Consider the following 13,033-nt stretch of genomic DNA (forward strand, 5'->3'; position numbering starts at 1 on the left):
ATGAAGGGCGAAAACATACACGTCAAACTCGGCCGTAAGGAGATTCTCCACGGCGTGGACTTTGACGCAGAAACCGGAAAAGTCACAGCCATCATCGGCCCGAATGGCTCGGGAAAATCTACGTTACTCAAAGCCTTATCAGGCGAACTTGAATCTTCCGGAGAGATTTCTCTGAACGGGCACAGCATTTCCGAGTTGAAGCCTTGGCAATTGGCTGCAATGCGCGGGGTGCTGCCGCAATCGTCAACCGTTGCCTTTCCCTTCACTGTGCTCGAGATTGTCCGACTGGGCCTTGCAAACGGGCTGGCTGCAGCGGATGACAGCCTGCCTTCCCGTGCGCTGGCTCATGTCGACCTCGCTGGGTTTGAGCACCGGTCTTACAAGAACCTTTCGGGGGGTGAGCAGCAACGCGTTCAGCTTGCCCGCGTTCTGACCCAAGTCTGGGACGCGACATACCACGATCAGCCCAGATGGCTGTTGCTGGACGAACCCGTTGCAAACCTGGACATCGCGCATCAGTTCACTGTGCTAGGCGTCGCAAGAAACTTCGCCGCACAAGGCGGCGGTGTTGTTGTGGTGATGCACGACCTGAACCTGACGGCGTTGTTTGCCGATTATGTGTATGTCATGTCGGAAGGATCTGTTTGGGGCTCAGGCACACCAACTGCGATTCTGAACGACCAGACCATGCAGCAGGTCTATGGTATCGACCTGCCGATTAGCACCCTGCCTAAAGCTCAGGTTCCTTTCATCCTGCCGCAGGCCATGCGACAGACTTTAACGGCATAAAGGACCCACTTGGGGCGAGCAGTAATCCCGCCTGCCCTAACCACGCACCGAAACTAGACGCCGTAACGGCTCAGTATCATCTCGACGCTGCTGTCTATGGTCGCGGTCATTTCGGCTTCGGTCAGAACATTGCCCGAGAAAACCATCGGCCAGAAAGCTCTGGACTTGATCAGGCCGATGAATTCCTGCCCTGCCTGTTCGGGATTCTCGATCCGCAACTGCCCGTCATCGGCTGCATCCTTCAGCATCTCAATAAAGATCGCTGTTTTGTCGAGTTTGCCCTGAGCAGCCGCAGCCAGATCGGGGTTGCGCAAGGTTTCGCTGATCACCATCCGCGCCATCGCCATCACTTCGGGCAGCATCAGAATGCGCCCCTCGGCCCAGGCCAGATTGGTCAGCTGCTGACGAATATCACGCCCTTTTTCATAGCGGATATCCCGCACGGCTGCGAACCGGTTGGACAGTTCTAACACGATGGATCGAAACAGGTTTTCCTTGCTTTCAAAGTACTTGTAGAGCGTGCGCTTGGACACCTCGGCCTGCGCTGAAATGCGGTCCATGCTGGCGGCGGCGAACCCCTTTTCCTGGAATTCAGCCACGGCCGCTTCGATGATTTGGGCTTGTTTGGACGCATTCGGCGCTGTGCATTCGTTCATGTCTAAAAGCTATAGACCTATTGACAGATTAAGGTCAAATTCTACGTAAACTCTCGAGTTTACATGTCTGGATTTCTCACCTAGTGTAAACGCGCCAGTTTACCACCTTAGGTACCAGCCAACACGGAGAGCCCCCTCATGGCATTGACTTTGAAACTGAACGGCGAGACCCACACGGTCGACGCCGAACCCGGCACGCCCCTGCTGTGGGTGATTCGGGATGAACTTAAGCTGACCGGAACAAAATTCGGCTGCGGCGTCGCATCCTGTGGCGCGTGCACCGTGCATCTGAACGGCGAGCCTGTGCGCTCGTGCCAGACTTACATCGAAGATGTCGAAGATGCTGAGATCACCACAATCGAGGCGGTTGGAGACGACAAAATCGGTGCGGCCATTCAACAAGCTTGGATCGAACTGGACGTGGTCCAGTGCGGCTATTGCCAGTCGGGTCAGGTGATGTCGGCGGTTGGACTATTGTCCGAAAACCCCAAACCCAGCGTCGAAGAGATTGACGATTACATGCATGGCAACGCCTGCCGTTGCGCCACCTATCAACGCATTCGCGCCGGCATCCAGCGCGCATCTGAAATTTTGGAGGCCTGATCCATGACCATCAACACCTCCCGCCGTGGATTTCTGAAAGGTGCGGCTGCTGCCGGTGCCGTTCTTCTGGTTGGCGCGCGCCCTGATGGGGCGCTGGCGGCTGCCTCTTCTGACACCAATCTTTTCAACCCATTCGTCAAAATCGACGCCGATGGAACCGTAACGGCCATCGTCAAGCATTTTGAAAAGGGCCAAGGGCCAGCAACCGGTCTTCCGACGCTGATCGCCGAGGAAATCGGCCTGACAATGGACCAGATCGAGTACGAATTCGCGCCGTCCAACCCGCAGGTCTATAACAACCTGTTGTTCGGCCCTTTTCAGGGCACTGGCGGATCGACCGCTATGGCGAACTCGTGGATGCAGTATCGCCAGGCAGGTGCGGCAGCGCGTGAGATGCTGATCAATGCCGCCGCGCAAAGCTGGGGCGTGGACGCATCCGACATCACCATTGAGGAAGGTATCGTCAAGGCAGGCGACAAATCGGCCCCAATCGCTGAATTCGTGGCCGCGGCCTCTCAACTGGAGGCCCCGGCCGAGCCGCGCCTGAAAGACCCGTCAGAGTTCCGTCTGATCGGCAACGAGACGGTGCGCCGCAAGGATTCGGCCATCAAGGGCAACGGTCAGGCAATGTACGCGATGGACGTCCATCTGCCGAACCAGATGGTCGCCATGATCAAACGGCCCGAATCGAAGGGTGGCATCGCAAGCGGCTTTGACGACAGCGCGTCAAAAGAGGTCAAAGGCTATATCAGTGCCGCCATCCTGCCCAATCAGGCAGGTGTCGCTGTCTATGCCGAAAACACCTGGGCCGCCATTCTGGCGCGCGACGCGCTTGAGGTAGACTGGGACATGTCCGGATCTGAGACCCGCGACTCGGACCAGATCAAGGCCGAAATCATGGCCGCTCTGGACGCCGAAGCCACGTATAACGTGAACAAAGCGGATGTCGCAGCGGTGTCGGCGGCCATTGATGGCGCGGACACGGTCGTTGAAAAGACCTTCTATTTCCCGCTTTTGGCACATGCCCCGATGGAACCGTTGAACTGCACCATCGAGCAAACTGCCGAAGGTGACATTGTCCTGCACGATGGTGCCCAGATGCCGACCGGCCCGCATATGGCCTATCAGCAGATCTTCCAACTGCCGCCAGAAAAGATTCACATCAAAACAATGCTGGCCGGCGGATCCTTTGGCCGGCGGGCGACGCCAGATGCGGATTATCAGGTTGAAGCTGCGCTGGCCTTTGTGGTCACCGACCGCTCGCGCCCGGTCAAACTGGTGTGGACCCGCGAAGATGATATCCGCAGCGGTTACTACCGCCCCGCCTTCGGCCACAGGGTTCGCGTTGGCCTGGACGCCGATGGCAAAATCGTCGGCTGGCAGCATCAGGTCGCCGGTCAGTCGGTGATCAAGGGCACACCGTTTGAGGCTGTCGCGGTACATGACGGGGTCGACCACAGCTCTGTCGAAGGCATCGCCGACAGCCCGTATGACATCCCCGGAATGGCCTTGGGTTTAACCGACACCCCCAAGGCAACAACGGTTCTTTGGTGGCGCTCGGTGGGGCACACGCACACCGGGTATGTCATGGAGACAATGATGGATACCGTGGCCGAGGCTGCGGGTCGTGACCCGGTAGAATTCCGTCTGTCCCATCTGGCGGACACCAATAATGCGGATCAGCAACGCAAGGCAGAAGTTCTGAAGCTGGCTGTTGAGAAGGCCGGTTGGGGTAATGCTCCTGCGGGTCGCGCACAAGGTATCGCGGTGCATAAGTCCTTTGGGTCTTATGCCGCACAGGTTGTTGAGGTGTCCGGTGATCCGGAAAACGGCATCAAGATCGAGAAGGTCACATGCGCCGTGGATTGCGGGATTGCCGTGAACCCCGACGTGGTGCGCGCGCAGATGGAAGGCGGTATCGGATATGGTATCGGCCACGTCATGCGTGATCAGATCACGCTGACCCAAGGCGCGGTGGACCAGTACAACTTCCCTGATTATGAACCGCTGCGCATCGGCGATATTGCCGAGATTGACGTTCATATCGTGCCTTCCGCCGAAGCCCCCACTGGTGTTGGAGAACCCGGCACACCGCCTTCGGCCCCCGCGCTGGCCAATGCGATCCGGGCGCTTTCCGGCGTGAAAGTCACCACTCTGCCGATGGTGGAAAACGGCGTCAGCTTCGTCTAACGGTCAACCCCGCGCCTGTCCCACTGGACGAGCGCGGGGTTTTTCTCAGTCAAAGAAAATTTGATCAAATTTCGTGACAACAGGTCACTCCTCTATTACACCTCGGGTAGCCAGAGTAATGGAGTCAGTGATGGATCTGAGCGCCCTGCACAGTTTTCGCGTTGCCGCATGTGACCTGAATGGTCAGATGCGAGGCAAGCGTGTGCCGCCCTCTTACGCCGACAAGCTGGACAAAGGCACGCTGCGCATGCCGTTTTCAGCGTTGAATGTCGACCTGTGGGGCGCGGATATCGACGGCAGCCCGCTGGTATTCGAATCCGGCGACGCAGATGGCGTCCTGCTTCCGACTGATCGCGGCCCGGTGCCTGTGCCTTGGCTGGCAACAGAAACCGCACTTGTCCCCATGTGCCTGCATGACGACGAAGGAAACCCGTTTGCTGGCGACCCAAGGCATGCACTTGCGTCTGTTCTTGATCGCTATGCACAACGCGGCTGGTCGGTCATTGCGGCGACAGAGCTGGAGTTCACCTTGCTAGACGCCTCGGGTGCGCAGCCGCAGCCGCCGGTCAATCCTGTGACCCAGCGACGACTGGAGGACGAGGCAGTCCTGTCGATGGCAGAAATGGATGCCTTCGATGCGTTCTTCACAGACCTTTATGACGGGTGCGCTGCGATGGGAGTTCCCGCGCAAACCGCCATCTCGGAAAGCGGTATTGGCCAGTTCGAAATCAACCTGAATCACCAAAACGCCATGCGCTGTGCCGATGATACATGGCTTTTCAAGGCCTTGGCGCGTGGCCTTGCCCGTAAACACGGGTTCACCGCAACCTTCATGGCGAAACCCTACGCCGATGACGCTGGCAACGGGATGCATGTCCATTTCTCGGTCGTGGATCAACAGGGCCGCAACGTGTTTGACAACGGTGGACCCGAAGGCACCGATTTTCTTCGCTGGGCGGTGGCGGGATGCCTAACGGCGATGCCCGGATGTACGCTTGTCTTTGCACCGCACGGGAATTCATACACGCGCCTGGTCCCGGGCGCGCACGCCCCGACCGGTGCGTGTTGGGCCTATGAAAACCGCACTGCGGCTGTGCGTATTCCCGGTGGCGCGCCGGTCGCGCGGCGGATCGAACACCGCGTCGCCGGTGGGGACATCAACCCCTATCTGATGTTGGCCGCTGTTCTGGGGGGCGCCATGAACGGTATCGAAGATCAGTCGGAACCGCCTGCCCCGATTTCGGGAAATGCCTATGAGGTCGACGGGCTGCCGCAATTGGCTGCCGACTGGACCCAAGCCATTACAGCCTTTGAAACAGACCCCAATGTCGCGCGCATCTTTCCGGCCGACCTGATCCGCTATTTCGCCATGACCAAGCGACAGGAAATCAGGCGGTTCGCCGAACGCCCATCCGAAAACCATTGGCTGAGTTATGTCGAAGCCGTATGAGCCCTCTTGCCCGCCCGCATCCGCTGGGCTAGAATAAATTTGATCAAATTTGGTGACCCATGAAAATCGGCATCCTACTAACCGGCCATCCACCTGATGAACTGCAGGAAAAATTCAGCGAATATGACGCGATGTTTGCCGCGCTGCTGGACGGCAACGGCTTTACCTACGAAACCTTCGCCGTTGTAGACGGCCAATTTCCCAAGGACGCGTTTCAGGCTGATGGCTGGATCATCACCGGCTCGCGCCATGGCGCGTATGAGGATCATGCGTGGATACCACCGCTCGAAGATCTAATCCGCGCCATTCAACGCAGCGGTCGCCCGCTGATCGGTGTGTGCTTTGGCCACCAGATCATCGCGCAGGCGCTTGGTGGCAAAGTCGAAAAGTTTACCGGTGGCTGGGCCGTGGGGCGCACCGAATATGACTTGGAAGGCCAATCCGTCACCCTGAATGCCTGGCATCAGGATCAAGTGGTTGAGCTGCCCGAAGGTGCACGTGTGACAGGCACCAACGAATTTTGCCACAATGCGATGGTCAGTTATGGCGACAACATCTGGACCGTGCAGGCCCACCCGGAATATGGCGATGCCTTTATCCAGGGCCTGATGGAAACGCGCGGCAAGGGTGTTGTTCCCGACCCGTTGATGGAAGCGGCCGCCAACCGCCTGCCCGGCCCCGACGACAACGCGACCATCGGACGGCACATGGCAGAATTTCTGAAGAAAGAGAGGGCCTGATGGCCGACTGGACAGACCAGCTGCCAGAAGCAGCAACAACCTATATCTCCGGCCACCGGTTGGATGAGGTCGAATGCATCATCTCGGACCTGCCGGGCATCGCACGCGGCAAGGCCGTACCTGCCAGCAAATTCGCGCGGCAGACTTATTTCCACCTGCCCGACAGCATCTTTTATCAAACCATCACAGGCGATTGGGGCGAAGCAGCGGGTGAGGACGGGTTCATCGAACGGGACATGATCCTGAAACCTGATTTTTCAACCGTATCTGCCGCGCCGTGGACGGGTGACTGGACATTGCAGGTTATTCACGACGCCTATGACCGGGACGACAAGCCGATCCCTTTCAGCCCGCGAAATGTTCTGAAACGCGTCGTGCAACTGTATCACGACAAGGGATGGAAACCGGTCGTAGCACCGGAAATGGAGTTCTTTCTGGTCGCCCCCAATGTCGACCCGGCACAGGGCATCAAACCGATGATGGGCCGTTCGGGTCGTCCGGCAGCCGCGCGGCAGGCCTATTCGATGACCGCGGTGGACGAGTTCGGGCCTGTGATCGACGACATCTATGATTTCGCCGAGCATCAAGGGTTCGAAATTGACGGCATCACGCAGGAAGGTGGCGCGGGTCAGCTAGAAATCAACCTGCGCCATGGCGACCCGGTCAAACTGGCCGACGAAGTGTTCTACTTCAAACGTCTGATCCGCGAGGCCGCGCTGCGCCACAACTGCTTTGCCACGTTCATGGCAAAACCGATCGAGGATGAGCCAGGCTCGGCCATGCACATCCACCACTCGATTATCGACATGGAAACAGGCCAGAACATCTTTTCGGGTCCTCAGGGTGGTGAAACGGACGCATTCTACAACTTTATCGCCGGTTTGCAGAACCACTTGCCTGCAGGTCTGGCCGTGATGGCGCCTTACGTGAACTCCTACCGCCGTTACGTGAAAGACCACGCCGCGCCGATCAATCTGGAATGGGCGCGTGACAATCGCACAACGGGTATTCGTGTGCCCCTGTCCGGCCCCGAGGCACGCCGCGTGGAAAACCGGATCGCAGGGATGGACTGCAACCCCTATCTGGGCATCGCGCTGTCTCTGGCCTGTGGTTATCTGGGCCTGACCCGGCAAGAACGCCCGCGCCGCCAATTCTATGGTGACGCATATGAGGGCGAAGGTGACATCCCGCAGGTGATGGGCAACGCTTTGGACCTGTTTGATGAGGCCACTGCCTTGCACGAAGTTCTGGGCCCTGAGTTCGCCCGCGTCTATGGCATCGTCAAACGGGCCGAGTACGAAGAGTTCCTGCAGGTCATCTCTCCGTGGGAGCGCGAACATCTGCTGATGAATGTCTGAGGCACCCGATGAACCTGCTTTATTCCAATGACCGCAAGGCCGAATACCCGGCCAGTTGGTACGCTGCGACGGCCAATTCGGTGGACCGCTTCCCTGCGCTGACCGGCGATGTGAAGGCTGATGTTTGCATCGTGGGCGGCGGGTATACCGGCCTGTCCGCCGCGTTGCATCTGGCCGAAGCAGGGTTCGACGTTGTCCTGCTTGAGGCTCACCGCGTTGGCTTTGGGGCATCAGGCCGCAATGGCGGTCAGCTGGGCAGTGCGCAGCGTATGGATCAGGAAGACCTCGAGCGGCTGGTCGGCGATGATGACGCCGCCAAGCTGTGGGATCTGGCCGAGGACGCAAAGGATTTGGTCAAATCCCTGATCACGAAACACCAGATCGACTGTGATCTGAAACCCGGTGTGGCCGTTCTGGGACTCAGCCAAGGTGAGCAGCAAGAGCTTCATGATCACGCGGCGCATCTGTCCGACCGCTATGGCTATGACCAAATGGACGTTCTGGACGAAGGCGCAGGTCAGGTATTGTGTCCTTCGCCCTCTTATCGGGGCGGCTATCTGGATATGGGCGCGGCGCATCTGCACCCGCTGAATTTTGCGTTGGGTCTGGCCCAAGCGGCGGTCAAAGCAGGCGTACGCATCTATGAAAGCACCGAGGTTCTTAGCGTCGAAGAAACCACACCAGCCGTTGTGAAATCCGCGCAGGGCAAGGTGACGGCAGACCACGTTATACTGGCCTGCAACGGATATCTCGGCGATCTGAACCGCAAGGTGGCCACCAAGGTCATGCCCATCAACAACTTCATCGCCGCGACCGAGCCTTTGGGCGTGGATGCCGCCCGCGTCCTGACAAAAGACGTCGCCGTGGCCGACACCAAGTTCGTGGTGAATTACTTTCGCCTCAGCGCCGATGGTCGCCTGCTGTTTGGCGGCGGCGAAAGCTATGGTTATCGCTTTCCCGGCGATATTGCGGCAACGGTGCGCAAACCCATGACCGAGATTTTCCCGCACTTAAGCGATGTAAAGATCGACTACGCTTGGGGCGGCACTCTGGCTATCACCATGCGCCGAATGCCGTACCTGGCGCGGATCGCGCCCAATATCCTGTCCGCGTCGGGTTATTCCGGGCACGGGGTCGGCACGGCCACGCATGCGGGTCAACTGATGGCGCTGGCCATCCAGGGGCAAGCCGAAGGGTTTAACACAATGGCCCGCGTCCCCGCCCTGCCCTTTCCCGGAGGGCCCGCGCTGCGTAGCCCGCTGCTAGTGCTTGCGATGACATGGTTTGCGTTGCGGGACCGGTTGGGGGTGTGACGCTAAGGCGCTTGCTTGAACTCTCTCAAAACGCGGAACCCCGCCAAAGTCGATCGGGTATCCCGCAAGGCTCTCCCACGATTGGCAACACGAGAAGTGTTCATTGCTGCCGCATACGCTCCACCCCGGCTCACTGTTTTCGCGCACGGCGTTTCGAGAGCCATTTCCAGATAGCGGCTGGATGTTTCCCACCCCGCATAGGTGTCGGTCCAGCAGGACATCGTGCGTTCGATCACATTGCCCGACATGTGGCGCAGTCCCCACGCATTAGCGGCGTCCAGTTGGTCTACAGGTACAGGCGTGCCGCGCGAAACAAGGTCAGGCCGCTCTTCGCCCAGCATGATTTCGGTCGCGCTGCCCAGAAAATTCACCTGATCCGTGGTGACTTCTTCGCCCTGCGCAAAGGGTGTCTGCGTTCCGGCGCGGGCGGCGCATTCCCACTCTGCCTCAGTCGGCAGGCGGTAGACGTCCATCCCAACCTTGCTGTTTAGCCAATCGATATAGGCAATCGCATCCAGATAAGAGACCGTGATAACGGGATGGTTGCCCCTGACCTTTGCGCGCTTGGATTTGGGGAGGCGAATAAAGTCCTGCGGCTCGTACCCGCCGCAGCCGCCATCGTGCACACAGGTCATCCATTGGTCATGGGTTATCTCATTGCGGCCCATGGCAACAGGCAGATCAACCGTAACCTTGTGCACCGGCCCCTCATGAAAGGCGATATAAGGGTTGTCGGGCGTGACGGGTATCCAGTTGCCAGCTTCATCAAACTTGACGTTCTGCTTTGACTCTCCCGGAGGCCCACCCATCAGAAACTCGCCCAAAGGCAGCACGATCATCTCAGGGCAAACATCGCATTCCTGAAACATCTCGAGCGGCGCGACTTCGGTTCCATCCGAGAGAACATATTGGGCGTGTGCGACTGTTGCGAACGAGGATATCGCCAACAGCCATGTCAAAAGTCTGAATATCAAATCTGTGGTCCAACCCGTGAATAACAAAAGCAGAGTTGAACTAATCGCACCTTACTTTCGCGTCGGCTGCAAGACCAAAAGCTGGCCGGTCGAAGCACCGTAATCCCTCAGAGCATCCGAATTTGAGAGATCGGTGAAATTTCGCCCCATGGGCGATTGAAGGGTTGGATTGCTGAAAAAATAGCTTTATCTTTCCCAAAGATAGAATTTGGGAAAATCAAATATGACGCTTCCGCCAAACGTTCATGCCGCCGAACCCATCCCCCCAGCAGCAAAAGAAGCCATCGACGCCCTGATGCAGTCAGGCGATCTGTTTCGCTATACCGCGCCGCAGGACGCGCCGGTTGCCTTGCTTGAGGCCGAATTTGCCAAATTGCTGGGCAGTAAATTTGCCCTGGCGGTATCCTCCTGCTCGGCCGCTCTGTTCCTGTCCCTCAAAGCGCTCGGCCTGCCGCGGGATGCGCGGGTATTGATCCCCGGTTTCACCTTCGCCGCCGTTCCGTCCTCGGTCGTTCATGCGGACTGCATCCCGGTCCTGTGCGAAGTGGGTGAGAATTATCGCATCGACATGGCGGATTTCGAAGCCAAACTGGACGGCGTTCAGGCCGTGATCATCAGCCATATGCGTGGCCACACCTCGGACATGGATGCCATCATGGCGCTGTGTGACACACGCGACATCCCTGTGATCGAGGACGCGGCGCACTCGCTAGGCACAACCTGGCACGGGCGCAATATCGGCACGATAGGCAAGATCGGCTGTTTCTCGTTCCAGTCCTACAAGATGATTAACGCGGGCGAAGGCGGTATTCTGATCACCGACGACGCCGATCTGGTGGCGCAAGCCGTGATCATGTCGGGCGCGTATGAACATAACTGGAAGAAACACAAAGGGCCGCAAGGCGACAACTCGCCCGAGTTGGAGCAGGCGTTCGCCCGCTGGCAGAACCAATTGCCGCTCTATAACTTGCGGATGAGCAATCTGAGCGCTGCGGTGATCCGGCCACAAATCCCGGAACTTGCGCGTCGTGTGCGTGATGGCCTGTCCAACCACGACTATGTTGCAGACCGGCTGAATACATCGCCCCATATCGACGTCCCTGCCCCTCTGGAGCCTGAACGCCGGGCACCGGATTCCATACAGTTCAACCTAGTGGACATGGACGACAACGATATCCGCGCCTTCGCTGCGGCGACTGAGGCGCGTGGCGTCAAAGTTCAGGTCTTTGGCCTGAGCAAGGACAACGCACGCGCATTCTGGAACTGGCAATTCCTGCCGGAAAAGTTCGAGCTACCGCAAACCCGCGCAATGCTTATGAAAGCCTGCGACGTCCGACTGCCGGTGCGCCTGACGCGCGAAGAGCTGGACGTGATTTCGGATATCCTGCTGGCGTCTGTGGGCGAGGTTACGGGACCGGTTCCGGTGTACGGAACCTGACGACGACTAAGGTCCAAGGTCAAAAAGATCGACCGGCAGAAACAGTGCTGTGATCCCCTTGGGGGTCGCAGCCACGCGGGATAGGATTCCGACGACCTGCAAACCAGTGTCCATCTCGACCAACAAAGGCGCACCGGAATCCCCCATCATGACCGGACATGTCGCCAGCAAAACCCCGCTTGAATGGCGGTGCGGCTGACAGGTTTTTGTTTTGCTCAGCACATGAGGCCGGATACCGGGATACCCCGCAACAAACGTGCTAGTGGCGCCATCATCCGCTAGGGGCAGATAGCCGACCTGCTGCCCAATCGGCGCGCTGAGTTCGAGAACCGCCCAATCCAAGTCTGCCCTGTCATCAAACCGGCCTTCAACGCCCTGTTCGGGATGGAGCCGATACCCTTTCACGCCTGAAACCGCAGCGGCTTCTCCGCGCTGATAACCGGCGGCAAAACGGATGCTTGAGGGTGGAATCCACCGCTGACGCGGTGTGTTGTACAGGCAATGCGCGGCGGTCAGGACAAGATTGTCCGAAACAAGAACACCGGTGCAGTGAGACTTTTGATCCCGGCTGGCAAAATTAACACGTCCAATCGCGCGCCACGGGGGCTGATCAGCCGCAAGAATTTCGCGTGCACGAATCGCGTCACATCCGGCTTCGGCCCGTGTCCCCAATGTACAAACTTGGGTCCACTGGTCCGAGAAAACGCCTTGCGCCAGCGCGGGTTGCATCCAAAGTAACGTGATACTCAGGATCAACCAGCGCATCTTTGGCCGCGTCAGTTAAGCTTGGACAGCTTTTGCTGCAGTTCCGCCAACTGTTTTTTGATGTCGTCCAAATCTTCCTTGGGCTCGGATTTGGCGTCATCGTCTTTGTCCGGACCGGACCATCCGCCGGACAGTCCTCCTGTCATGGCTTTCAGGAACGCTTGCTGCTGCGCCTGCATTGCATCGAATCCCGGCATCTGAGACATCGGATTCATCGCGCTCATGTTTTCCATCATCTTGCTCTGGTTTTCCCGCAGCATCTCGAATGAGCTTTGCAGGAATTGCGGCATCACACCTCCACCCGGCAGCATGTAGCTGCGCACAAGATCGTTCAGCACATTGACCGGCAGCACATTTTCGCCGCGGCTTTCGTGTTCAGCAATGATTTGCAGCAGATATTGCCGCGTCAGATCATCACCTGACTTCAGGTCTATGATCTGTACTTCGCGCCCGTCCCGAATAAACGACGCGATGTCTTCAAGCGTGACGTAGTCACTGGTCTCGGTGTTATACAGCCGACGGCTGGCGTAACGTTTGATCAACAGTGGTTTTTCTTGTTCCGACACCGTTTACCCTCCCCAAGGATGATGCATTGCAGCAAAGACTATGCGAGCGCAGCACAAAAAGAAAGGGCAGGTCTTTCGACCTGCCCTGCGCGATAGCACCGATTGGGAGGAGTAGGTGCGCCTCGCGGCGTTTGCTTACTTGGCAGCAGTTGCTTTCTTGGCAGCTGCGGTCACGTCGTTGGTGGCTTTTT

General features: G+C 58.2%; 12 protein-coding genes. 8 read left to right on the plus strand and 4 right to left on the minus strand.

The genetic code is table 11. From position 1 onward, the window contains the following. Positions 1–789, plus strand: a complete 789-nt coding sequence (locus AC2FIS_RS22370; protein WP_496775506.1) for a heme ABC transporter ATP-binding protein — start codon at positions 1–3, stop codon at positions 787–789. 53 nt (positions 790–842) lie between these two features. Here the strand turns inward: AC2FIS_RS22370 and AC2FIS_RS22375 are convergent, their stop codons facing one another. Beyond that, entirely contained in the window at positions 843–1,445 is a 603-nt protein-coding gene (locus AC2FIS_RS22375) for a TetR/AcrR family transcriptional regulator (RefSeq protein ID WP_496775507.1), read from the minus strand. Between the two features lie 138 nt (positions 1,446–1,583). Here AC2FIS_RS22375 and AC2FIS_RS22380 point away from each other — a divergent pair, with 138 nt between their 5' ends. The 6 genes from AC2FIS_RS22380 to AC2FIS_RS22405 all read left to right on the plus strand — a co-directional run bounded on the left by AC2FIS_RS22380 (position 1,584) and on the right by AC2FIS_RS22405 (position 9,099). Next, positions 1,584–2,048 carry a (2Fe-2S)-binding protein gene (locus AC2FIS_RS22380; protein WP_282154201.1) on the plus strand — a complete coding sequence of 155 codons (465 nt, stop codon included), beginning with the start codon at positions 1,584–1,586 and terminating at the stop codon, positions 2,046–2,048. A 3-nt stretch (positions 2,049–2,051) separates the two neighbouring features. Further along, entirely contained in the window at positions 2,052–4,238 is a 2,187-nt protein-coding gene (locus tag AC2FIS_RS22385) for a xanthine dehydrogenase family protein molybdopterin-binding subunit (protein ID WP_496775508.1), read from the plus strand. A 130-nt stretch (positions 4,239–4,368) separates the two neighbouring features. Continuing rightward, positions 4,369–5,688, plus strand: a complete 1,320-nt coding sequence (locus AC2FIS_RS22390; RefSeq protein ID WP_496775509.1) for a glutamine synthetase family protein — start codon at positions 4,369–4,371, stop codon at positions 5,686–5,688. Between the two features lie 59 nt (positions 5,689–5,747). Continuing rightward, positions 5,748–6,428: a type 1 glutamine amidotransferase gene (locus AC2FIS_RS22395; RefSeq protein ID WP_496775510.1), complete on the plus strand. Its 681-nt coding sequence runs from the start codon at positions 5,748–5,750 to the stop codon at positions 6,426–6,428. Continuing rightward, complete coding sequence (locus tag AC2FIS_RS22400; protein ID WP_496775511.1) at positions 6,428–7,786, plus strand: glutamine synthetase family protein; 1,359 nt, start codon at positions 6,428–6,430, stop codon at positions 7,784–7,786. The genes AC2FIS_RS22395 and AC2FIS_RS22400 overlap by 1 nt, the downstream gene beginning before the upstream one ends. 8 nt (positions 7,787–7,794) lie before the next feature. After that, the gene (locus AC2FIS_RS22405; protein WP_496775512.1) at positions 7,795–9,099 is read left to right on the plus strand and encodes an NAD(P)/FAD-dependent oxidoreductase; all 1,305 of its coding nucleotides are present in this window, start codon (positions 7,795–7,797) and stop codon (positions 9,097–9,099) included. A 2-nt stretch (positions 9,100–9,101) separates the two neighbouring features. Here the strand turns inward: AC2FIS_RS22405 and AC2FIS_RS22410 are convergent, their stop codons facing one another. Then, positions 9,102–10,058 (minus strand): formylglycine-generating enzyme family protein, encoded by a 957-nt coding sequence (locus AC2FIS_RS22410; protein ID WP_496775513.1) that lies wholly within the window; start codon positions 10,056–10,058, stop codon positions 9,102–9,104. A gap of 238 nt (positions 10,059–10,296) precedes the next feature. Here AC2FIS_RS22410 and AC2FIS_RS22415 point away from each other — a divergent pair, with 238 nt between their 5' ends. Then, entirely contained in the window at positions 10,297–11,511 is a 1,215-nt protein-coding gene (locus AC2FIS_RS22415; RefSeq protein WP_496775514.1) for a DegT/DnrJ/EryC1/StrS family aminotransferase, read from the plus strand. A 6-nt stretch (positions 11,512–11,517) separates the two neighbouring features. Here AC2FIS_RS22415 and AC2FIS_RS22420 read toward each other — a convergent pair whose 3' ends face one another. After that, a complete protein-coding gene (locus AC2FIS_RS22420; RefSeq protein WP_496775515.1) occupies positions 11,518–12,276 on the minus strand; it encodes a trypsin-like serine peptidase in 759 nt (252 codons plus the stop codon). A gap of 11 nt (positions 12,277–12,287) precedes the next feature. Then, complete coding sequence (gene phaR / locus AC2FIS_RS22425) at positions 12,288–12,842, minus strand: polyhydroxyalkanoate synthesis repressor PhaR (protein WP_058274099.1); 555 nt, start codon at positions 12,840–12,842, stop codon at positions 12,288–12,290. Positions 12,843–13,033: the final 191 nt, after the last annotated feature.

The organism is Ruegeria sp. CDSB113 (assembly GCF_059611045.1).